The following is a 22400-nucleotide window of genomic DNA, read 5'->3' as shown; positions in this document are numbered from 1 at the left end:
AAAAGTTGGAAATAATACAATTTGAAGTTCTCCGTAATCATATCGGTCTTTAATAAAGAGGGTTTTATCGGAAACACCATCCAAAGTGTTCTTAATCAATCCCTACAAGACTTTGAAATAATAGTAGTAGATGATTGCTCTACTGACCAGAGTCAAAGAGAAATCTTATCCTTAGAAGACGACCGCATAAAATATTACAGAAACTCCCAAAATCAAGGAGCTGGAGCTACCAGGAATAGGGCGCTATCTCTTGCAACAGGAACCTATATTGCACTTTTAGATGGGGATGACCTATGGTATCCTCATTATCTTTCTGAAATAGAACGACTTATTTACAAATTCCCGTCACACAAAGTTTTTGCAACAGCAATAGATATCGAAGATCACGATGGAGTTAGAAGTTCTTCCTATTCATTTCAAAATCAAACGGGAGACCGCCATCTATCTTTAGATTACTTTACAAGTAGTTTTAAAAACACTTTACTTACATCAAGCTCCACAGTTATTGAGCGTTCTGTTTTTGACGAAATAGGAAATTATGATGCCTCAATAAAAAGTGGTCAAGACACAGATTTATGGATTCGCCTTGGCCTCGCTCATAAAATTGCTTTTTCTACCCTCGCTTGCGCGAAATATCTGCACGCACCCCTAAGCTTGTATAAAGGAATTAAAAGCGTAAAAGATAGACCCACATTCCAAAAGTACATTCCGTACGAAAAAGAGAACCCTGGATTAAAAAAGTTTTTAGACCTTAATCGTTTTTCGCTGGCTGTTCGTGCTAAAATATGGAATGAAAATGATGAAGCGCAAAAATTTATTGACCAGATTGATTTAGAAAATCTCAACACCAAGCAGCGAAAAATTTTGCGCCGCTCTGGAAGTCAGCTTAAAGTTCTTTTTAAAACAAAGAAGATATTAGAAAAAATCGGTCTACGCCTAAGTGCCTTTAGTTAAAAGAAACTCGGCATACTCACGTATGTAATCGCTCTCCATATATACATCAGACGCTAACACAAGACACACCGCTCCGGAAGAGAAGTTTTCGAGTTCACGCCAAATGCCGGTGCCTATAAGTAAGCCCTTGTTCGGTTTATTGAGCATCACACGTTCTTTTGAACTCCCATCATCTAATACTACCTCAAAGCTACCGCTTAGAGCAATTAAGAATTCCTGTTGATCCTTATGAGCGTGACCGCCGCGATAGGCATCGCTGGGAACATCGTATAGGTAGTACACCCGTTTTACCGCATAAGGAAGTATATCTTTTTCTATTACAGCGAGATTACCGCGCGGATCAGCGATTTTTGGGATTTCTATGAGTTGTATATTGTTCAGCATTTATCTAGTTTCTAATCCGTCCTTGAGAAGTTGTTTATACTTTTTTATTCCGCTGAAGCCTACTTTGAGCTTCTCCCGAAATTGTTCAGGTTCAATATACTTGTGTGCTACTAAAAATCGCAAATATTTGAGGATCCAAAGATAGGCAAACACCCCATACTCTTTATACTTAAGAGCAGCACGCCCGTATATGACGCGGTCCTCCCCTTGAAATCGCCCCGAACTGACGTCTGGATGCGAGAGAATAACCTTGGGTTCAAAAAGTGCTACCGCACCCGCTTTAAGTACATTTCTCATAAAAACATACTCATTTGCCGTTCCAAAAGTTGCTCCTAGTCCAAAATGATTGTTGTACAAAATGTGCTGCTCCAGCAGGAGCTTTCGGTTAAAGGCTATAACAACACCATTCACAGTAGAGATACTCTTGTTGGTATGTTTTCTTATATCGGGATAATCTTGATACAGAACACCAGATTCTTTGACCATTTGGAAAGTGATGACGGTGGGATGATTTGTTTCTGAAGGTGAGGCTAGTTTTGCTTTAGCGCTGCGTTCTCCCGATGGTTGTGAATCTCGCAGGCTCGCTTTCGCGAAAGCGGAAACAACAATATCCTCTACATCCTCAACATACCGCACATCATCATCTGCCACCAGACATATATCACCCTTAGCATTTTTTATCGCCATATTGCGACTTTGTGGGAGGCCCCTTTCTTTCGTATTTATAACTCGGATATTGGGTAAATTGCTCTGTAGCTGGCGCACCTCATCGGTCTGGTTAATCACCAAAATATTAAAATCCCGATAATCTACGTGCGGAAACATAGCCTCAAGAAAGCGCAAATTATCACGATACATCGTCGAAACTAGAATTTCAAAAGGGACAGCGGTGTTCAAAATTTGAGTTTAGTTTATATTTACAGCAATGAATATACTGCTCATAGGCGAATATAGTCGTTTTCACAATTCCTTAAAAGAAGGGCTTATTGCTTTGGGCCACGAAGTCACGCTGGTAGGTACGGGAGACGATTTTAAAAAATTTCCAGTAGATGTGGATATCAGTCCGCGATATACGATGGGCAACTGGTTTGTGACCAAAATACGTCGTGGTATTTTTAAAATAACAGGCACCGATATTACCGCAATAGAAATTGGGAATCGGTTTGCAAAAGCACTTCCTGAATTAAAAAATTACGACGTTGTCCAACTCATTAATTCTTGGAGTATTCGTACCACTCCTAGTAGAGAACAAAAGTTTATCAAAAAACTAGCACTTCAGAACAAAAAAATGTTCCTTTCGGCCTGTGGGACAGACGTATATTGGGTAGAAGACCTACTCACATCTACTCTCCCCTATCATATGCTCACGCCCTATGTAAATGATAAAAATCTAGCTCCAAAATACCAAGGAGCGATGCGCTATCTAAAATCAGAGTACAAGGCGCTTTATGAAACCGTAATGAGTCACGCGGAAGCCATTATTCCTACTGATATGGACTATTATTTAAGCTTGCGTAAAAATATAAAAGCAACCAAGCTCATCCCGACACCCATAAATCTTTCTAAACTAGATTATACTACAACGAGAGAAGATCAAAAAATAGTCATCTTCCACGGGATTAATAGGCAGTCCTATCTCAAAAAAGGGAATGATATTTTTGAAAAAGCGCTAGAAATCATTAAAAAGTCATATTCTGATAAAATCGAAATTATTACTGTGGAGTCGCTTCCCTATTCTGAATATATCAAAGCTTACGACCGCGCTCATATTCTCCTAGACCAAGTATATAGTCACGACCAAGGATATAATGCACTTGAGGCAATGGCCAAAGGAAAAGTCGTTTTTACAGGAGCCGGCCCTCATTTTATGAAGCATTATAATCTCACAGAACCAGTAGCTATAGACGCTACACCAGACCCAAATGAGATAGCTTTTAATCTAGAAAAACTGATCTTAAATCCCAGTGCGATACCTACTATTGGCAAAAGTGCGAAGGCTTTTGTTCAAAAATATCACGACCATATTGAGGTGGCTAGGGAGTATGTTACTATTTGGCAAAAAAATTGACACGTGGTAAACGCAACTTTAGAAAAAACCTCGCTGAGCTCATCTTTTTTTAACCTATACTTAAAAGACAATAAAAAAAGCGCTTCCCAAAGGATAGCGCTTTCTTCTATAATCTATATTGTTTTCTCTGTGTTCTGAGTTTAGAACATCTCTCTTCCAGAAAAGTGGAATGCACCTTCGATAGCCGCATTCTCATCGCTATCACTCCCGTGAACCGCGTTTTCTCCTACTGATGCTGCATATAAAGCACGAATGGTACCTTCTGCAGCTTCTGCTGGGTTAGTTGCTCCTATGAGTGTACGGAAATCTGCTACTGCGTTTTCTTTTTCAAGAATAGCTGCAACGATAGGACCGCGTGTCATAAACTCAACAAGCTCTCCGAAGAATGGACGCTCCTTGTGAACCCCATAAAACTCCTGAGCATCTGCCGTTGTCATTTGCGTAAGTTTCATCGCTACGATACGAAAACCGCTAGCAGTAATTTTTTCTAAAATAGCCCCTACGTGTCCGTTCTCAACACCATCTGGCTTAATCATTGTAAATGTTCTGTTTGTCATCTTAATTTAATTTTCGCGAAAGCGTAAAAACCTCCTCAAATTCGGGTGCAAAAATACGGTATTCTATGTAATCAAATGGTTAAGAAATAACAATTTCTCATACCATATGACGTTCTTAAATTATTGATAACGGTACATGCAAAAATAAAGATTGATTGTATCTTTGAAGCTTATGACTATACCTCAAATTACCCAAATAGAATCACTACTCTCACAACCTCAGCACATTGTTATTATTCCGCATAGAAATCCTGATGGGGATGCAATGGGGAGTACGCTAGCACTAGCAGGATATCTTAAGAAAAAAGGACATACACCACAAGTTATTGCTCCTAATGAATACCCACAGTTTTTACAGTGGCTTCCTGGAAATGAAGAAGTTTTGATCTATAGTCAGAACTCAGACCAAGCGACAGAAAAAATAATGGCTGCTGACCTGGTTTTTACATTAGACTTTAATCACTTCTCTCGCACAGGTAGTGATATGGAAGCGGTTCTCAAGAACGTTGTTGCGCCTATCGTGATGATAGACCATCACCAGCAACCAGCAGATTATGCTGTAGTGACTTATAGTGATACAGCAATGAGTTCTACTTGTGAGATGATATATCATTTTATAGATAGTTTGGGAGATACAGAGCTTATAGATAAGGATATGGCTTCGTGTATATATACAGGAATAATGACGGATACAGGGTCCTTCAGATTTTCGTCTACAACGGCACAAACACACCAAGTCGTTGCCGCCTTAATTGCAAAGGGTGCAAATAATACAGAGATTCATCAAAATTTAAATGACTCTTGGAGCCTTTCTAAAATGCAACTCTTAGGAGTAGCCCTCAAGAATTTGAGAGTACTAGAGGAATTTAATACAGCCTATATTACGATTACACAGAAAGAGCTGGACGATCATAACTTCCAGAAAGGAGATACGGAAGGTTTTGTTAATTATGGATTAACACTTCTCGGTATTAGGTTTGCCGTGATTTTTATTGAAAATAAGGCAGATAATATTATTAAGATGTCGCTTAGGTCTAAAGGTGATTTCTCGGTAAATGATGTTGCTCGGGAACATTATTCTGGCGGTGGGCATATAAATGCTGCTGGTGGGAAAAGTGACCTAAATATGGAAGATACCATAACTCATTTTATTAGTATATTGCCCCAGTATAAAGCCCAGCTCACACAATGAGAAACGCCTTAAGTCTCACCATTTTATGCTTTACAATATTTCTTTCCTGCAAAGGACCAGAGGCGCGGCGACCTATAAATAAGCAATCTGGTGTTTATGTAGATAATTCTATAAAACGCAATAAGAAACTTATTGCGCTTGAGGAACAAGATATTCAAAAACATATTGAGAAGAATGCGTCGCAGGAATATATTGCCTCGCCCAATGGTTTTTGGTACACATTTGTAAAAAAAGACTCGACACAACTTGTAACTCCGCAGGTGGGTGACCTCGTATCCTTTAATTATGATGTAAAAACACTCGCAGGAACATCTATTTTAACCACAGAAGAGGTAGGCAATCAAGTTTATCAAATAGATCAAAGCAATCAAGACCTCATTTCAGGACTAAGAGAAGGACTTAAGCTTATGAAACCAGGTGAGGTAGTTACCTTTCTTTTACCTTCATACCAAGCATATGGATATTATGGAATAGACGGCAAGATAGGTAGCAATGTTATCATAAAGACCACCGTCACTTTAAATGAAATAAAAAATAAAAACGAAGACAATTAATAATTTAAAAACAATGAGAAAATTACCGATGTATTTATTTATAGCTCTACTAACCTTGCTTTCGTGCAATGATAAGTATCCAGATCTAGAAGATGGCCTGTATGCAGAAATCGTAACAGATAAGGGAACCATGGTGGCTCAATTATATTTTGAAGAAACACCTGCGACCGTGGCAAATTTTGTTGCTCTAGCCGAGGGTAACCACCCGATGGTTAAAGATTCTACACTTAAAGGAAAGCCATTTTATAATGGACTCACATTTCACCGAGTGATAGAAGACTTTATGATTCAAGGCGGTGACCCGTTAGGAAAAGGTTCTGGAGATGCAGGATATAAATTTCACGATGAATTTGTAGATGGTCTCGTACACGATTCAAAAGGAACACTATCTATGGCAAATAGTGGTCCTGACACAAATAGTAGTCAGTTTTTTATCACCCAAAAAGAAACACCTTGGCTCAACGGAAGACATACGGTTTGGGGTAAAGTTGTTATAGGTCTTGAAGTAATCGATGACATTATTGCTGTTGAAAAAATAGGAGATCCTAGACAAGGAAAGCCTAAAGTCCCGCCAGTAATGACGCAAGTAAATATCATACGTAAAGGAAGCGCCGCAAAAAACTTTAACGCCCCAGAAACCTTTAAAGCAGAACTTGCGGGTATTGATGCAAAAAGAGTAAAAGCTGCCGAAGAAAAAGCGGCTGCAGATGCCATTAAGTACAAAGAATATAAAGAGCGTTTTGACAGCAAGAGAGAGAAAGCAGAAAAACTTCCTAGTGGTCTTGCCATCTTTATAGATGAGAAGACAGACGGTGAGAAACCTGCGCTAGGTGCAAAAGTTAAGGTGGATTATGCAGGGTTTTTTGAAAGCGGAGAGCTCTTTGACACAAGCCAAAGAGAACTCGCCGAAAAATTAGATAAAGTAAACCCGCGCAGTCCATATCAACCTATGAATGTTCCTTATAGTAATGAAGCCCGCCTTATTGCAGGGATGAAAGAAGGAATACAACAACTCAAGGTTGGTGAAAAAGCTACGATTTTTGTACCGTACCACTTAGGATATGGAGAACAAGAATACGGTCCGATCCCAGCAAAATCAAATATGATTTTTGAAATAGAATTACTAGAAATCGTTAAGTAATAATGTTTCGCCTTCGCTAAAGCAAAAATGGCCACCTGAAACGCTCAGGTGGCCATTTTATTTCACACGTGTTTTTGTTTTCTATAATTAGCTTTTACTTCTTAGGTATATCCTTTAAAACTTCAATTACAAAATCCCAATATTTCTGCGCGCTAGTGATACTAGCTCTTTCGTCAGGAGAGTGTGCTCCTTTTATCGTTGGTCCAAATGAAATCATATCCATTCCCGGATAATTTTGTCCCAAGATACCGCATTCTAATCCTGCATGACAGGCAGCAACTACTGGTTCCTCATTATTGAGACTTTTATACTTTGCTACTAACACCTTAAGAATAGCACTATCCATATTCGGTGCCCACCCTGGGTAATCTCCAGAAGCGTCCACCTCACAACCTATAAGCTCGAAAGTTGCTCTAAGCGCATTTACTAGATCTGTCTTAGAACTTTCTACAGAGGAGCGCGTTAAGCATAGGATCTCAATATTCCCTTTTTCTACCGTTACTCTTGCGATGTTATTTGAAGTTTCTACGAGGTCTTCAATATCTGGGCTCATTCTATAAACGCCATTGTGAGCGGCGTACAATGCTTTGAGCAATCCTTCCTGAACACCCAGCTCCATAACGCTCACAGGTGCCGAAGTTTCCTTAAAACTTATATCAAGATTCGCCTCTAGTAGCTTAAATTCCTTTTTGATAGCATCTGCAAGTGCTTTAAATTCAAACTCAAAAGCATCTTTCTGTATCGTGTCTACAGCAATTACTGCAAAACTTTCTCGTGGTATCGCATTGCGCAAGCTACCACCATTTATAGAAGCAATACGCATCCCGAAGTTTTCAAAACCGTCAAAAAGCATACGGTTCATCAACTTGTTTGCGTTTCCTAAACCTTTTATGATGTCCATTCCAGAGTGACCGCCATTTAATCCTTTTATAGTTATTTCATAGCCGGTTTTTCCCTCTTCAAGAGGCTCTACTTCGTAGTCGCGTGTTGCAGTAACATCAATTCCGCCAGCACACCCTACTCCTATCTCGTCGTCTTCTTCGGTATCTAGATTTAATAGAATATCTCCTTTTAAAACACCACCTTTTAAGCCCATTGCGCCAGTCATTCCTGTCTCTTCATCTATGGTAAACAGAGCCTCAATCGCTGGATGTGCGATGTCTGTACTCTCTAATACTGCCATAATAGTTGCAACTCCCAGACCATTATCTGCCCCTAGCGTTGTTCCTCGAGCTCTTACCCAGTCACCATCTACATACATTTCTATACCTTGAGTGTCAAAATCAAAATCTGTATCGGCATTTTTTTGATGCACCATATCTAGGTGTGATTGCATCACGACCATCTTCCGGTCCTCCATACCTTTAGTAGCTGGTTTGCGTATAATTACATTCCCTACTTCATCTTCTAGGGTTTCTAAACCGAGATTTGCTCCAAAATCCTTCATAAACTGTATCACACGCTCTTCTTTTTTGGACGGTCGCGGTACAGCATTTAAATCGGCAAATTTGTTCCAAAGGGCTTTGGGTTCTAAGGCTCTTACTTCTGGGTTTGTCATCGTTATATCTGTTTTTTTGTAAAGGTAAGGGAGGTAAATGTAAATCGAAACTGAAATTGAATTTGAAATCTCAGCGGATTATGCTGGGTGCTGGGTGCTGGGTGCTGAGTGCTGGGTGCTGGGTGCTGGGTGCTGGGTGCTGGGTGCTGGGTGCTGGGTGCTGGGTGCTTAATATTCCAAATATGTCTGAAAATATAATAGACGTTTAAATAAATTTTATTTTCCGCTTTCGCGAAAGCGTAACCCATAAAAAAACGGCTCTACAAAAATGTGAGCCGTTTCTTATTCTATGCAATGTGCAATCTAATCATTCACAATCACCCATTGCCCTTTAGCAAGTAATGGTTCTGCCTGTTTATATTTTACAACCTTACTTTCACCATTCATCACGTTCTTAATCGTAACACGATCGTTACGGCCTATTTTAGGCTGTGAGCGCACTATGGTCTCTGTCACTTGTTGTTGCTGTGGTTGCGTGTTTCCAGCTGCCCTGGATTGCGCTGAGCGCTCATCAAGGTTAGGAATCTCTTCTTTTTGAGTTTCGAGCTTTTCTTTTTTCTCACGAATGTTCGCTGCATCTGCAACCTGATTGCTATCTCCCTGTGGAATTTCCCCTTTAAATAAGAACGAAATCACATCCTTATTAACCTTATCAATCATCACTTTGAACAACTCAAAAGCTTCAAACTTGTAGATCAGTAGTGGATCCTTCTGCTCGTGTACGGCAAGTTGCACACTTTGCTTGAGTTCATCCATCTTACGAAGGTGGGTCTTCCAAGCATCATCTATGATGGCTAGGGTAATGTTCTTCTCAAAATCATTTACCAGTTGCTTACCATCTGTATCATAAGCTTCCTTAAGGTTTGTTACGACACGTATTTCTTTGTTCCCATCTGTAAAAGGAACGACGATACGCTCAAATTTACTTGCTGGATCTTCATACACACGCTTGATAATAGGAAATGCAAGGTTTGCATTGCGCTCCATTTTCTCACGGTAATGCTCAAAGGCAGCTTGGTAGATTTTATCTGCTAGTTTTTTAGGATTGGAGTTTGCAAACTCATTCTCATCTACAGGACTCGGCATTGAGAAATAACGAATGAGCTCAAACTCAAAGTTCTTATAATCCTGTGCTTGCTTATTACTCTCTACAACATTCTCTACCGTGTCGTAAATCATATTTGCAAGATCTACACGAAGACGCTCTCCAAACAATGCGTGACGACGACGTTTGTAAACCACTTCACGTTGTGCATTCATCACATCATCATATTCCAGAAGACGCTTACGAACCCCAAAGTTGTTTTCCTCTACCTTTTTCTGTGCACGCTCGATAGATTTTGAAATCATCCCGTGCTGTATTACTTCTCCTTCTTTTAACCCGAGTCTATCCATCATCTTAGCAATACGCTCAGATCCAAAAAGACGCATCAAGTTATCTTCTAGTGAAACATAGAACTGAGAACTTCCAGGATCCCCTTGACGTCCAGCACGACCACGTAACTGCCTATCTACACGACGAGAATCGTGACGCTCTGTACCAATAATTGCAAGTCCTCCTGCTGCTTTAACCTTATCTGAAAGTTTAATATCCGTACCACGACCCGCCATATTTGTCGCAATGGTTACAATTCCAGCATTACCAGCTTCTGCAACAATATCTGCCTCTTTCTTGTGCAGTTTTGCGTTCAGTACATTGTGTGGTACTTTACGTATGGTAAGCATACGACTCAACAACTCAGATATCTCAACTGAGGTTGTACCGATAAGTACCGGTCTTCCAGCATTAGACAAGTTTGTCACCTCATCGATTACTGCATTATATTTTTCACGTTTTGTTTTATAGACTAAATCATCTCTATCATCACGAGCAATAGGACGGTTTGTAGGAATCTCTACCACATCCAGTTTATAGATTTCCCAAAGTTCGCCAGCCTCTGTAATCGCAGTACCCGTCATACCAGATAGTTTGCGGTACATACGGAAGTAATTCTGTAAGGTTACAGTTGCAAAAGTTTGGGTAGCATCTTCAATCTTTACATTTTCCTTAGCTTCAATCGCTTGGTGCAATCCGTCACTATAGCGACGACCGTCCATAATACGACCTGTTTGCTCATCGACAATCATCACTTTATTGTCCATTACTACATACTCCGTATCTTTTTCAAATAAAGTGTATGCCTTAAGCAATTGATTCATGGTGTGGATGCGCTCAGACTTGATACCAAAGTCCTTGAAGAGTATTTCCTTTTCTGCCGCTTCTTCTTCTGGAGAGAGTCCTTTTGCCTCAATCTTTCCGATTTCCATACCAATTTCTGGCATCACAAAGAAGTTAGGATCATCCTTTCCAGAAAGTGTCTCAATACCTAAATCAGTCAATTCAATCTGATTGTTCTTCTCCTCTATTGTAAAATAAAGTTCGGAATCAATCTTAGGCATCTCACGATTATTATCCTGCATATAGAAGTTCTCCGTCTTTTGCAATAACAAACGTATTCCTTCTTCACTCAAGAATTTAATGAGCGCCTTGTTTTTAGGCAATCCGCGGAAAACACGTAGTAGTTGTACTCCACCCTCTTTTGTATCTCCTGCAGCGATGAGTTTCTTTGCTTCGGCGAGTGTTCCTACGAGTTTCTTTCTTTGTAACTCAACAATTTTTTCTATGCTAGGCTTGAGTGCATCAAACTCGTGCACATCTCCTTTAGGAACTGGTCCAGAAATAATTAATGGCGTACGCGCATCATCTACAAGTACCGAATCCACCTCATCTACAATGGCATAATGCGGTGCACGTTGCACGAGGTCTTGAGGTTTGTGAGACATATTATCTCTCAAATAATCAAAACCAAATTCATTATTAGTTCCGTAGGTTATATCTGCATTATAGGCTTTACGGCGCTCTTCACTATTAGGTCTGTGGTAATCTATACAGTCTATTGTTAGTCCGTGAAACTGGAATAAAGGTGCCATCCACGCCATATCACGTTTGGCTAGGTAATCGTTTACAGTTACAAGGTGTACGCCCCAACCAGTTAAGGCATTAAGATATACAGGAAGTGTCGCCACAAGCGTTTTACCTTCTCCCGTTTGCATCTCGGCAATTTTACCTTGGTGCATTGCGATACCACCTACGAGTTGTACATCGTAGTGAACCATATCCCAAGTTACTTCCTTCCCTACAGCATCCCAGCTGTTTGCCCAGATAGCCTTGTCTCCATCTAACTGCACATAATCCTTATCACCACTTAAAAGACGGTCATACTCTGTTGCTGTTACTTCTAGAGATTCATTTTCTTTAAAACGTCTTGCTGTCTCCTTTACAACCGCATAGGCTTCTGGAAGAATATCGTTAAGCGTTTTCTGTGTGAGGTCATATATATCGTCCTCTAGCTTATCAATTTCAGTATAGATATCTTCTCGACGATCTATATCGTCTGTCTCATCTGCTTCAATTTTAAGAGCATCAATTTTATCTCTCAGTTCCTTTTGGTCTAGAGCAATTCTATCTTTAAACGCTAACGTTTTAGCACGCAATTCATCTAAAGAAAGGCTCTCCATAGCGCTCCCCAAAGCTTTTACTTGCTCAACAATAGGCATAATAGCAGAAACATCTTGCTTTGCTTTATCACCTACAAAAATCTTTAATACATTATCTAAAAATCCCATAATATGGTCTTGTTTGTGTCAATATTCTAAACGCTAAATTTACTCAAAAAAAAAGCCTCATAGCGAGACTTTTATTTGTGTTTTTAACGTGTTTTGTTATTAATATTCATCCTCGTTCCAGAGGTAATCCTCGTCTGAAGGATAATCTGGCCAAATCTCTTCGATTGAATCGTAAGAATCACCTTCATCCTCAATAGATTGTAGATTTTCAACTACTTCAAGTGGTGCCCCCGTTCTAATCGCATAATCGATCAATTCGTCCTTAGTCGCAGGCCAAGGCGCATCACTTAAATAAGAAGCTAGTTCTAAAGTCCAGTACATAGCAATTGTGTATTTATAATTTCTGCAAAAATAATTTTTCTAGACAGAAATGCAAGTGAATTGACAATTATTTCAAAATAAATTTAAGAACGTGTAAATCAGGTGGTCATCATTTTAGGTTACGCTTTCGCGAAAGCGTAGCAATAAATAAACAATTTCCGTTATTCCAACTTCTTAGGAATCCACTTAACTTCTTCTGCTTGCAGGTCTGAGGACAACTTCCGTGCCAGCACAAAAAGGTAGTCAGAAAGTCGGTTAAGGTATTTCAAGGTATGCTCATCAAAGGGCTCGAGTTCATAAAGCGCTGACGCCAAACGCTCTGCCCTACGGCACACACAGCGCGCAATATGACAGTATGACACCGTGGTATGACCTCCAGGTAATACAAAATGCGTCATCTGCGGGAGATGGTCGTTCATTATATCCATCTCTTTTTCAAGAAGTTCAATATCCTCTTCATCTATTTTTGGGATATTTAATCGGTCTTTTCCGTTTTTGAGCGTCGCCTTTTCTGGGTCTGTTGCTAGAACAGCACCTACGGTAAATAGTTTATCCTGAATATGAACCAAGATCTCCTTACTACGAGGGTCAATTTCCTGATCCCGTATTAAACCGATATGCGAGTTCAACTCATCTACCGTCCCGTAGCTATCAATACGGATGTGGTGTTTAGGCACGCGCGTACCGCCAAATAGTGCGGTTGTTCCCTTATCTCCTGTCTTTGTGTAAATCTTCATTTAATATCTGCGAAGGCGGATATCTCGTCCCCGCAATCGACTTTCTTTAATTCGGTAGTTTCAATACGTTCCGATTACTATCGGGACAACCACCAATGATTCATTGTATTCGAATTTAATTTCAATTTCAATCCTCCTGATACTTCCCCTTCTTGCTACCCTCGTACATTTCATATTTTACGAGCCTACTTTCTAAACTACCATTGAAACATTTTATTTTACGGCTAGGACGCAGGCCTACGTGTTTTAAAGACTCCATATTTGAAGTAATCAACCAGGCGTGTGAACCTGGATACCCCGTTTTTAGCGTGTCCCCTATTTGTTTATAGAATTCCTCCATCTCCACGGGTAGTCGCTCTCCATAGGGCGGGTTAAAAACCATCTGGAGAAAATCATTGCCTTCTTTTTGGGTTTCAAAGAAGTTTTGCTCCTTTACAGTGATAAAGTCCTCGAGTTGGGCATTTTTTATATTCTCCTTTGCCTTTGCAATGGCAGAAGGTGCTTTATCGTATCCTGTGATTTTGTATCTAAAATCTCTAATATGTTTTAACTGCGCAGCCTCAATAAGCTCATACAGGTCCACATCCCAATCATCCCATTTCTCGAACGCAAATTCCTTTCGGTTAAGGTTTGCAGGAACATTACAGGCAATCATTGCCGCCTCAATACACATCGTTCCAGAACCACACATAGGATCCAGAAAATCACTCTGCCCGTGCCAACCGCTCAACATAATCAAGCCTGCTGCCAATGCCTCATTTATAGGCGCAATATTTGTTGCTGTTCGATAACCTCTATGGTGTAGTGAAGCTCCACTACTGTCCAGTGAGACGGTACACCAATTGTTTTGAATGTGTACGTTGAGTCGTATATCTGGATGTTTTGTATCTACATTAGGGCGTACATTTTCTTCTTTACGGAACTTATCTACAATCGCATCTTTAGTTTTAAAAGCCACGTACTGTGAGTGTGTAAACAGGTCTCCCGTAACCGTAGCATTGATGGCAAAAGTCGTATTCACGTTCATAAACTCCCTCAGGTTCATACGTTGCACGCGACGATACAGGTCATTCTCATTCATCACGCGAAACTCCGCAATAGGCTTAAGTACTTTTACAGCCGTACGCAAGCACAGGTTTGCCTTGTACATAAACCCTTTATCTCCTTCAAAAGAAACATTACGCACCCCTTTCTCCACGTTTCCTGCGCCCAGATTGCGCAGTTCCTCTGCTAGTATATCTTCGAAGCCAAAAAATGTTTTGGCCACCATTTTAAAGTTTTGATTGTCGGTCTTCATATACCACAAAAATACAGTATTTTTATCGCCTTAGATAATCAACCACCGCACCTTTGCAAGCAATCTTACTTCCCATTCTGGCAGTCGCCACAGGTTATTTAATCGCAATGATTTTTAAACCGGCGGTAGATCACGGCGTAAAACTGTTGCTTTCGTTCAGTGGGGCGTTCTTACTTTCGGTGACGATATTTGAATTTTTGCCCGAGGTCTATGCTTCTCAAAGTGAGCATATAGGCATCTTTATTATGGCTGGACTTTTGGTTCAGATTATTCTTGAATTTGGATCTAAAGGTGCAGAACACGGTCACGTACATCACAAGGATAATGCAAAGTTTCCTTGGTTGCTTTTTGTGAGTCTCTGTTTCCACGCACTTATTGAAGGCTTCCCCATTGCCGAAAATCAGAGTCTACTATATGGTGTTGTAGTACACAAAATTCCGATTGCAGTGATTATTTCGGTGTTTTTATTGCATTCTAAATTGACAAGATTGCAATGTGCGCTCTTTCTAGTGGTGTTTGCGATGATGACTCCTTTGGGCGCTTTCGCGAAAGCGTACTTCCCCACCCTGCAAACCTACTCCGCCAGTGTAAATGCTTTTGTGGTCGGGGTGTTGTTGCACGTGTCCACTACAATATTATTTGAATCATCAAAGAATCACCAATTCAACGCCTCAAAACTAGGTGTGATTTTATTGGGAATTATCATCGCATATTTTATCTAGATGTTCTCCAGAGAAGAAGCTAAACAAATACGCCAGCAGTTCTGGATATTTTTCGGGAAACGATATCCTCGTAAGTGGTTATTGTACAATACGAGGATCAAGGATTTCAGTTTGAAATTTGATTTTGACAACAAGCGTGCGCTCGTTGCTATAGACTCTGAGTCGAATGATGAAGTATTTCGGGCATATTACTTTGACAAACTGCTGAGCCTTAAAAATCTGATGAAGGATGAAATATCAGAAGATCTAATTTTTGAGGAAGATTATGTGCTAGATAATCAAAAAATAATTTCAAGATGTTACCTAGCACTTGAAAACGTTAGCATAAATAATAAGCACAGCTGGCCAGAAGTTTTTGAATTTTTCCATACCTATATGTCTAAAATGGAAGCTTTCTTCTTAGAATATGAGGATTTTATAAAAAGTTGAGGCACAAAAAAACCAGCAATACTGCTGGTTTCCTAATTATATATTACGAAGTAAATTAAGCGTTCTTAGCCGCTTTCTTTGCCTTGCGCTCTTCGTTCTTTTCTTTTAGCATTTCTACAATCGAACCTCCTACCCAATATGGAATCACAAAAGTGAGTAAGAATATCATTAACCAGAATCCTATGGTAAGGATAGTTAAAAATGCAAGAAATCCTAAATATTGATCAAAATCGAACATAACGTACCGTGTTTTCTTAGTGTTGTGGCAAAGATACCGATTTGCTCTTCTTTTTTCCAAGAGAAAAATGAACTTTATTGACAGTTTATTGACAATAATACTGACGCCAAAATCGTAAATTTGTCACTTATAAAATTACCGCCAGATGGAATATAGAATTGAAAAAGACACAATGGGCGAGGTTAAAGTCCCTGCCGATAAACTTTGGGGCGCACAAACCGAGCGCTCTAGAAATAATTTTAAAATAGGAGCTCCAGGCTCTATGCCTCTTGAAATCGTTTATGGCTTTGCCGTATTAAAGAAAGCTGCTGCATTTACAAACTGCGAGTTGGGTGGTCTTCCGATTGAGAAGCGGGATCTTATCGCACAAGTATGTGATGAGATTCTTGAAGGTAAGCACGACGACCAGTTTCCGCTGGTGATCTGGCAGACTGGTTCTGGAACACAAAGCAACATGAATGTGAACGAGGTCATCGCAAATCGCGCACATCAACTTGCAGGAAAGAAAATAGGCGAAGGGGATAAAACCTTGCAACCTAATGATGATGTAAACAAGTCACAATCCTCTAATGATACGTTCCCTACAGGAATGCATATCGCCGGCTATAAGAAAGTCGTAGAAGTTACAATTCCTGGCGTAAGAAAATTAAGAGATACGCTCAAGGCGAAATCTGAGAAATTCAAAAAAGTGGTGAAGATAGGTCGTACGCACCTTATGGACGCTACGCCACTCACGTTAGGACAAGAATTTTCTGGGTATGTCTCACAACTCGACCACGGTTTGAAAGCTCTAGAAGCAACACTAGATCATTTATCGCAGTTAGCTTTAGGCGGAACCGCCGTTGGCACAGGTTTGAACACCCCAAAAGGCTACTCCAAACGTGTTGCAGAGTATATGGCTAAGTTTACCGGACATCCATTCCGTACGGCAGATAATAAGTTTGAAGCACTTGCTGCTCACGATGCCATTGTTGAAACGCACGGAGCCCTTAAGCAACTTGCCGTCTCTTTAAATAAAATCGCAAATGATATACGTCTATTAGCTTCTGGTCCTCGTAGCGGGATTGGAGAAATCACCATTCCTGCAAACGAGCCAGGTTCATCCATTATGCCTGGTAAAGTGAATCCTACACAATGTGAAGCGATTACGATGGTCTGTGCTCAGGTAATGGGTAATGATGTTGCCATTAGTGTGGGTGGTATGCAAGGACACTATGAACTGAATGTTTTTAAACCCGTAATGGCAGCAAATTTATTACAGAGCGCACAGCTTATAGGAGATGCCTGCGTTTCCTTTGCAGAACATTGCGCTAGCGGTATAGAGCCAAATCAAAAGAGAATTACTGAATTATTAAACAATTCCTTAATGCTCGTAACTGCACTTAATACCAAAATAGGGTATTATAAAGCAGCAGAGATTGCAAATACTGCACACGAAAATGGAACAACCCTCAAAGAGGAAGCTGTTAATCTAGGATATGTTACTGCACAAGAATTTGACGAGTGGGTGCGTCCTGAAGATATGGTCTAAGTAAGTTAATATTATGACTGTATGCTAAAAATATCGTTTAAAAGCATAAAAATCCGATAAAGTGTAATTTATCGGATTTTTTGCATATGTTTGCACTTCTCAAACTCACGTTACATTAACTTGTTATGTTTGAGTATATCAAGACATTATATTGTCTTTATATTTATGATGAAGTGGTTGTTTCTTTTATTGGTTCTCATTACTGGCGAGTTGTTTGCCCAGTCCGATGTCCTTTATATATATGATAAAGAGGCTCAAGAAGACTTCACTTCCATTCATAATGCTGACTTCTCCCCTATTCTCGATAATAATCACGGTTTAGATAATGGAACCTATTGGTTTAAAATCCCTCAGATTGAGAATCCCCGGGAGATGCTCACTATATATAGTAATCATACAGGACTTCTGGAACTCAAGGATAGTAATGGGAAGTCGCTCCCATTAATGGCGGACACGCGTTATCCATCTTTCTTTCTAATAGACAGATTAATAGAATTTCCTTTATATCTAAAAGCCGAATTTAAACAAGAAGCATATTTCCCCATTGAAGTGCTAGAAGAGGCTGAGTTTATTTCATCTGAAAAACACGATTTATTAGGTGCTGGAATTTTTTATGGTACTATACTATCCCTCATATTTGCTACATTGATTTTCTTTTTTATAACAAAAAATAAAATTTTCCTATTCCACGCCTCCCTAGCATTTGTCGTGGCATATACTATTCTTGCAAGAGATAACTTTTGGTACTTATTTCACGCTGAGTTTGATGCTCTTATATATCTCGAGCTGTTCAGCCATTTCTTGGTTGGTTTCTTTGGCTTTTGTTTTGCCTTCTATTATTTGAAGTTAAGACACCGCGCTAAAGTTCAAAAGATTATACTCATCTCATTGGTTAGTATCGCGGCAATATTTATGCTCCTCTACTTTGCCACGCACGATATGTTCTTTTATTTCCTGTCAGATGTTTTTACTGTTGCGACCATTGTGGCAGTATGGATAATTGGAATCTTAAAGACAAAGAACCGTACTATATATTGGCTTATAGGACTAATCTACATCTTCAATATATATTTGATGTTAGAAATTTCTGTACTTCATACGTATGGACTCTCCTTAATTTCTATAACCACTTTTGGGGCAAAAATCTTTGTACTCATTGATGTTGTTCTTATAACATTTGCAATGATGTGGAGTTTCAAAAAGCTACAAGTGCAGGGATCATTAATGAAACAACAGATAAAGACTTATTTACAGCGTATTGAAACATTAGATCAATACAAGAAAATTCAAGATGCAGACGACTCGTATCTAGAAACTTTAATAAGTGAATTTAACTTAACAAACCTAGAAGTAAAAGTGTTACAAGGAATTTCCAAAGGACATTCTAACGAACACATTTCTACAGACTATCGCCTTTCAGGAGAAGAGGTTAACGATACTACAAAATCTATTTACAAGAAGCTTGGTATAGAGGGAGATCAAGAAATTAGGATGCTAGTTTCCTAGTATTTTAGGGTCTTTGATTATTAAATTTTTAACGTTAAAAATCAATTCTTATGGTAAACTCTAGAAAGGTAATTGAGTTACGTTGCATTACTCGAAAAAATCGACGCTCTTTCTTTTTAAATACAAAAAAATGCTATCCTGTAAGTGAATAGCATTTTTTTTAATTGATTTATTTCTAGGTCATGCTTTTGCAAAATACTTCTTATACTTCATCCAAGAACTGATTCCAAGAATTGTGAGTACAACGGCCGTGATAATAATCTTAGGCATTGCAATATCTCCTCCGCTCTGATATGCATGCAATCCGGACAGATAGTAATTTACTCCAAAATAGGTAAAGAAAATAAATCCAAGTGCAATTATAGAACAGAGGTTAAATAACCATCGCCCACGTAATCCTGGGATTAATCTCATATGGATAACAAAAGCATATATGATTAATGAGATAAGTGCCCAAGTTTCTTTAGGATCCCAGCCCCAATAACGGCCCCAACTTTCGTTAGCCCATTGCCCTCCAAGAAAAGTTCCTATGGCTAACAACACCATTCCTACGGTAAGTGCTAACTCATTTATAATTGTAATCTCCTTTATGTTGAGATCCATTTTTACTCGATTTTTCTCTGTTGTAAAAATCATAAGCATTAAGGATACAATACCCAAAACTGCACCTAGTGTAAAAGGCCCATAACTTGCCACAATTACCGCCGTATGAATCATTAACCAGTAACTGTTAAGTACTGCTTGTAAATTTGCAATTTCAGGATTCATCCAGTTCATACTTGCTGCCCATAGGATAAAACCAGTTACAAAAGCCGTGCTGGCAATCGTGAGCATACTCTTACGACCAAAACCTAGTCCAAAAAACATCGTTGCCCAAGCTACATATAAAACAGACTCGTAACCGTCACTCCACGGTGCGTGACCAGAAATATACCAACGCCATATTAACGACGCTGTATGTAATAAAAATAAGATTACAGTTATTACCGCTCCCAGTTTTACAACGACGTTTACAAACTTAGACGGGCTAAAAATCTGAACGATAACAAACGTCATCATAAAGAAAGCTGCTAGCATATAAAGCCAGTATAGTTTCTTAAAAGGATCATTCTTATTGTAGTGAATTTCAGCTTCGATTTTCTCTTCACTCGGCATAATATCACCAGCAAAACGCTTTTGAAAACTCTTAATACTATTAAGAAAAGTCTCGGCCTTGGTGTAATCGCCAGTTTGTTTACCTTCCCGTAAACTTTGTAGATATAATGGAATGATTTGTTTTGTATATAAACTATCCATCCCCTTAAATCCAGACTCGTTAAGCTCAGAATAATTGAGCCATGTATCATTGACATCATCAGGTTTTGGGAAAATTTTTAATATACTTCCTCCTAGCGTGCTGTTAAGCAATGCAATACGTTGATCTATATCTCTAAAATCTTTGTCTATTACCGTCGGTGTAGCTTCGCTGTAAGCAGAAGCCATAAAAGGTTCTAGTTTGTACTCAATCTTAGGAGTAAAAAAATCCATAAGTTTTAAATACTTTCTGTCCTCAGGGACCCCAACAATATTACGGATGCTGTCGTTTCCTTTCTTTAGGTATAGTAATTCTACATTATACCATATTACAGGATTTTCCAGCATAGAGAGCATTACTTGGTCTGCATTTAAGCCCGCATAGGTATCACTCCGTGTGAGCTTACGTAACAATAGACTAGAAAACGTGTTAATAGGCATCATACGCCCATTATCCTGAATAATCATCCTTCCAAACTTTTCTGCGTGCTCTTTACTTACTGCATTTTTTACGAGCAGCTCTTCTAATTCTGCTTGGGTGGGTGGGGCTAGATGACTTTCTTCTGGACCTCCAACTCCTATAATTTCTTCGGTAACATCGCTATCTACGGCTGTCGAGTCTTCAACTACTACGGCGCTGGTATTTATTTCTTGTGCGTAAGAGGATTCCGCTTTCGCGAAAGCGAACAACATTACAACAGCCAATAATTTTGCCTTTTTTGCTTTTATTTTATCTAGTCGATTCTTGAGATCGCCAAAACGAGAACCCTTATCAAATAAAATCAACATAAGCCCTAAGTACATTAAGAAATAACCAATGTAAGTAATCCAAGTCCCCCAAAAATCGTGACTTACCGAAAGTATAGTCCCTTTCTCGTCTGGCGGAAAACTTGCTTGAAAAAAACGAAAACCTTTGTGGTCTAGCACGTGGTTCATATAAATATCATAGTCGTAGGTCTGCTCAGGATCTTCGACAATAACCTCGCTTTTAAATGAAGCAAAGCTTTTTTCGGTTCCAGGGTAGCGCTCTGCAATAAAATCTTTTAAATAAATAGAAAATGGAAGCTCATAGTTTTTACTTCCATATGAGAGATATAATTTATAGTCCCCAATTTGGATCATTTTCTTGTCGTTGCTCCAGCCTTTACCACCTAGCAATCCAACCGTTTCCGTCTGACCATCTATGGTCACGTCTACAAACAGAGCGTTTTGGTCATTTTTTTCATCTAGAGCTTTCTCAACAATACCTGTTGTCCCTTTGACGGCGGGTTCTGGCACTACAAATTGTACTCCTTGTAAATTATAAAGCGCTCGTAAATTGAGTGTTTGTACAGAATCTTTAACCACTTGTGATTCTGTTTGGGTTGCCATCACCGTGCTCGTCCCCTCAAAGGGAGTTCTTACCGTATAATTCTCACCATCGTAGTTTATATTTATAGCTCCGTCTGTAGGTTTATTAAAGGCATATAGGACGTTGTGTATACTCACTACTTCGTTTTCAACAAGAAAATGCTCGTGACGTGTACCGTCACCAGCTTCAACTACTTTAAGATGGTATTTCCCATTATCATCTGGAACAAAACCATCTTCAGCTCCGTCTATAAATTTGTTGAATTTTATCTCAATATCTGTCTTAGTGCTATCACTAGGCTCGTAATGGGTGTTCCAAGTAAAACTGTTATTGAGTCTCTCAGAAAGCATAAGTTCTTTCTCAACAACACGCCTTGCAGGCTCACCATTGCGTTCTCCATCTATAAAGACTTGTAAATATGTTTTCTCACTTAAGAATGTACTTTCTGATTCTCCTTCTGTTATAGGCATCACTCCTTCATAACTTATGTAGCGCGTTACTCCTGCACCAATAAGAACCAAAATAAAGGATAAATGAAATATAAGTGTCGTGATTTTTTCCTTACGCAATAATTTATATCGAAAGATATTTCCTATAAAATTAATCACCAGAAGCACGTGTATAAGCTCAAACCACCACGCATTGTAAATCCAGTATCTAGAGTATGGTGTGGGCGAAGTATCTTGCCCGGCATCCATAAATGTTCCTGTAATCATCGCTGCTGCATAAACGATAAATAGAACTCCCATTAAACGTGTAGAAAACAAAAAATTAAAGAGTTTCTTTTGCATAGCGAGAAGGTGATTTTTCCGACTGCAAAGATAATCTACAAGAAGGAAATAGGCACGGTTTGTTGTGACTGTATTGAGCGCTTCATATTGCTTTCAAGATTTTTGAAAAA

At 39.3% G+C, this 22400-nt stretch carries 20 protein-coding genes; 10 read left to right on the top strand and 10 right to left on the bottom strand.

Annotation, left to right across the window (positions count from 1 at the left end; translation table 11 throughout):
* Positions 1-21 precede the first annotated feature (21 nt).
* Positions 22-954 (top strand): glycosyltransferase family 2 protein, encoded by a 933-nt coding sequence (locus tag EAX61_RS06500; RefSeq protein ID WP_121916872.1) that lies wholly within the window; start codon positions 22-24, stop codon positions 952-954.
* On the opposite strand, the gene EAX61_RS06495 is transcribed toward EAX61_RS06500, so the two are convergent.
* Positions 937-1338 carry a sugar 3,4-ketoisomerase gene (locus EAX61_RS06495; RefSeq protein ID WP_121916871.1) on the bottom strand — a complete coding sequence of 134 codons (402 nt, stop codon included), beginning with the start codon at positions 1336-1338 and terminating at the stop codon, positions 937-939. The genes EAX61_RS06500 and EAX61_RS06495 overlap by 18 nt on opposite strands.
* The gene (locus tag EAX61_RS06490) at positions 1339-2235 is read right to left on the bottom strand and encodes a glycosyltransferase family A protein (protein ID WP_147448347.1); all 897 of its coding nucleotides are present in this window, start codon (positions 2233-2235) and stop codon (positions 1339-1341) included. It abuts the gene before it with no gap.
* Between the two features lie 28 nt (positions 2236-2263).
* On the opposite strand from EAX61_RS06490, the gene EAX61_RS06485 reads away from it, so the two are divergent.
* Positions 2264-3406, top strand: coding sequence for a glycosyltransferase (locus tag EAX61_RS06485; protein ID WP_121916869.1), 1143 nt, complete (start codon positions 2264-2266; stop codon positions 3404-3406).
* A gap of 140 nt (positions 3407-3546) precedes the next feature.
* Here EAX61_RS06485 and EAX61_RS06480 read toward each other — a convergent pair whose 3' ends face one another.
* On the bottom strand, positions 3547-3963 hold the full coding sequence (locus tag EAX61_RS06480) for a nucleoside-diphosphate kinase (protein ID WP_121916868.1): 417 nt from the start codon (positions 3961-3963) through the stop codon (positions 3547-3549).
* A 172-nt stretch (positions 3964-4135) separates the two neighbouring features.
* Between EAX61_RS06480 and EAX61_RS06475 the strand changes: the two genes are divergently transcribed.
* From EAX61_RS06475 to EAX61_RS06465, 3 genes are read left to right on the top strand one after another with little or no spacing between them, the layout of a single operon-like run.
* Entirely contained in the window at positions 4136-5155 is a 1020-nt protein-coding gene (locus EAX61_RS06475; RefSeq protein WP_121916867.1) for a DHH family phosphoesterase, read from the top strand.
* Positions 5152-5709: a gliding motility-associated peptidyl-prolyl isomerase GldI gene (gldI, locus tag EAX61_RS06470; RefSeq protein ID WP_121916866.1), complete on the top strand. Its 558-nt coding sequence runs from the start codon at positions 5152-5154 to the stop codon at positions 5707-5709. Before EAX61_RS06475 ends, gldI begins: the two co-directional genes overlap by 4 nt.
* Positions 5710-5722: 13 nt before the next feature.
* Positions 5723-6850 carry a peptidylprolyl isomerase gene (locus tag EAX61_RS06465; protein WP_121916865.1) on the top strand — a complete coding sequence of 376 codons (1128 nt, stop codon included), beginning with the start codon at positions 5723-5725 and terminating at the stop codon, positions 6848-6850.
* A 94-nt stretch (positions 6851-6944) separates the two neighbouring features.
* Here the strand turns inward: EAX61_RS06465 and EAX61_RS06460 are convergent, their stop codons facing one another.
* Complete coding sequence (locus tag EAX61_RS06460; protein ID WP_121916864.1) at positions 6945-8408, bottom strand: aminoacyl-histidine dipeptidase; 1464 nt, start codon at positions 8406-8408, stop codon at positions 6945-6947.
* A 62-nt stretch (positions 8409-8470) separates the two neighbouring features.
* On the opposite strand from EAX61_RS06460, the gene EAX61_RS16330 reads away from it, so the two are divergent.
* Positions 8471-8617, top strand: a complete 147-nt coding sequence (locus EAX61_RS16330) for a phosphotransferase (RefSeq protein ID WP_147448346.1) — start codon at positions 8471-8473, stop codon at positions 8615-8617.
* A gap of 94 nt (positions 8618-8711) precedes the next feature.
* Here the strand turns inward: EAX61_RS16330 and secA are convergent, their stop codons facing one another.
* The 4 genes from secA to EAX61_RS06440 form a co-directional block, all read right to left on the bottom strand.
* Positions 8712-12074, bottom strand: coding sequence for a preprotein translocase subunit SecA (gene secA, locus EAX61_RS06455; RefSeq protein ID WP_121916863.1), 3363 nt, complete (start codon positions 12072-12074; stop codon positions 8712-8714).
* Positions 12075-12173: 99 nt separating this feature from the next.
* Entirely contained in the window at positions 12174-12395 is a 222-nt protein-coding gene (locus tag EAX61_RS06450) for a DUF2795 domain-containing protein (RefSeq protein WP_121916862.1), read from the bottom strand.
* Between the two features lie 161 nt (positions 12396-12556).
* Positions 12557-13132: a cob(I)yrinic acid a,c-diamide adenosyltransferase gene (locus tag EAX61_RS06445; protein ID WP_121916861.1), complete on the bottom strand. Its 576-nt coding sequence runs from the start codon at positions 13130-13132 to the stop codon at positions 12557-12559.
* A 127-nt stretch (positions 13133-13259) separates the two neighbouring features.
* Positions 13260-14429 carry a THUMP domain-containing class I SAM-dependent RNA methyltransferase gene (locus EAX61_RS06440; protein WP_236641996.1) on the bottom strand — a complete coding sequence of 390 codons (1170 nt, stop codon included), beginning with the start codon at positions 14427-14429 and terminating at the stop codon, positions 13260-13262.
* Positions 14430-14482: 53 nt separating this feature from the next.
* On the opposite strand from EAX61_RS06440, the gene EAX61_RS06435 reads away from it, so the two are divergent.
* Positions 14483-15151: a ZIP family metal transporter gene (locus EAX61_RS06435; RefSeq protein ID WP_236641995.1), complete on the top strand. Its 669-nt coding sequence runs from the start codon at positions 14483-14485 to the stop codon at positions 15149-15151.
* Complete coding sequence (locus tag EAX61_RS06430) at positions 15152-15580, top strand: DUF4268 domain-containing protein (RefSeq protein WP_121916860.1); 429 nt, start codon at positions 15152-15154, stop codon at positions 15578-15580. It abuts the gene before it with no gap.
* A gap of 55 nt (positions 15581-15635) precedes the next feature.
* On the opposite strand, the gene EAX61_RS06425 is transcribed toward EAX61_RS06430, so the two are convergent.
* Complete coding sequence (locus EAX61_RS06425; protein ID WP_121916859.1) at positions 15636-15818, bottom strand: hypothetical protein; 183 nt, start codon at positions 15816-15818, stop codon at positions 15636-15638.
* Positions 15819-15963: 145 nt separating this feature from the next.
* Between EAX61_RS06425 and fumC the strand changes: the two genes are divergently transcribed.
* Complete coding sequence (fumC, locus tag EAX61_RS06420) at positions 15964-17349, top strand: class II fumarate hydratase (protein ID WP_121916858.1); 1386 nt, start codon at positions 15964-15966, stop codon at positions 17347-17349.
* Positions 17350-17478: 129 nt separating this feature from the next.
* The gene (locus EAX61_RS06415; protein WP_161555204.1) at positions 17479-18855 is read left to right on the top strand and encodes a 7TM diverse intracellular signaling domain-containing protein; all 1377 of its coding nucleotides are present in this window, start codon (positions 17479-17481) and stop codon (positions 18853-18855) included.
* A 180-nt stretch (positions 18856-19035) separates the two neighbouring features.
* On the opposite strand, the gene EAX61_RS06410 is transcribed toward EAX61_RS06415, so the two are convergent.
* Positions 19036-22290, bottom strand: a complete 3255-nt coding sequence (locus EAX61_RS06410) for a cytochrome c biogenesis protein CcsA (RefSeq protein WP_121916856.1) — start codon at positions 22288-22290, stop codon at positions 19036-19038.
* Between the last annotated feature and the right edge of the window lie 110 nt (positions 22291-22400).

Source organism: Dokdonia sinensis, from assembly GCF_003688895.1.
In the GTDB taxonomy this organism is placed as follows: Bacteria; Bacteroidota; Bacteroidia; order Flavobacteriales; family Flavobacteriaceae; genus Dokdonia; species Dokdonia sinensis.
The sequence above is the reverse complement of the archived record's forward strand: the minus strand, read 5'-3'. Positions and strand labels throughout refer to the sequence as shown.

Bases quoted from the DNA above. Each gene is read 5' to 3' on its own strand.
- EAX61_RS06465 (WP_121916865.1), top strand. From the start codon at position 5,723: ATGAGAAAATTACCGATGTATTTATTTATAGCTCTACTAACCTTGCTT.
- EAX61_RS06440 (WP_236641996.1), bottom strand. From the start codon at position 14,429: ATGAAGACCGACAATCAAAACTTTAAAATGGTGGCCAAAACATTTTTT.
- gldI (WP_121916866.1), top strand. From the start codon at position 5,152: ATGAGAAACGCCTTAAGTCTCACCATTTTATGCTTTACAATATTTCTT.
- EAX61_RS06460 (WP_121916864.1), bottom strand. From the start codon at position 8,408: ATGACAAACCCAGAAGTAAGAGCCTTAGAACCCAAAGCCCTTTGGAAC.
- EAX61_RS06445 (WP_121916861.1), bottom strand. From the start codon at position 13,132: ATGAAGATTTACACAAAGACAGGAGATAAGGGAACAACCGCACTATTT.
- EAX61_RS06410 (WP_121916856.1), bottom strand. From the start codon at position 22,290: ATGCAAAAGAAACTCTTTAATTTTTTGTTTTCTACACGTTTAATGGGA.
- EAX61_RS06430 (WP_121916860.1), top strand. From the start codon at position 15,152: ATGTTCTCCAGAGAAGAAGCTAAACAAATACGCCAGCAGTTCTGGATA.
- EAX61_RS06485 (WP_121916869.1), top strand. From the start codon at position 2,264: ATGAATATACTGCTCATAGGCGAATATAGTCGTTTTCACAATTCCTTA.
- EAX61_RS06480 (WP_121916868.1), bottom strand. From the start codon at position 3,963: ATGACAAACAGAACATTTACAATGATTAAGCCAGATGGTGTTGAGAAC.
- EAX61_RS06450 (WP_121916862.1), bottom strand. From the start codon at position 12,395: ATGTACTGGACTTTAGAACTAGCTTCTTATTTAAGTGATGCGCCTTGG.
- EAX61_RS06495 (WP_121916871.1), bottom strand. From the start codon at position 1,338: ATGCTGAACAATATACAACTCATAGAAATCCCAAAAATCGCTGATCCG.
- secA (WP_121916863.1), bottom strand. From the start codon at position 12,074: ATGGGATTTTTAGATAATGTATTAAAGATTTTTGTAGGTGATAAAGCA.
- fumC (WP_121916858.1), top strand. From the start codon at position 15,964: ATGGAATATAGAATTGAAAAAGACACAATGGGCGAGGTTAAAGTCCCT.
- EAX61_RS06425 (WP_121916859.1), bottom strand. From the start codon at position 15,818: ATGTTCGATTTTGATCAATATTTAGGATTTCTTGCATTTTTAACTATC.
- EAX61_RS06475 (WP_121916867.1), top strand. From the start codon at position 4,136: ATGACTATACCTCAAATTACCCAAATAGAATCACTACTCTCACAACCT.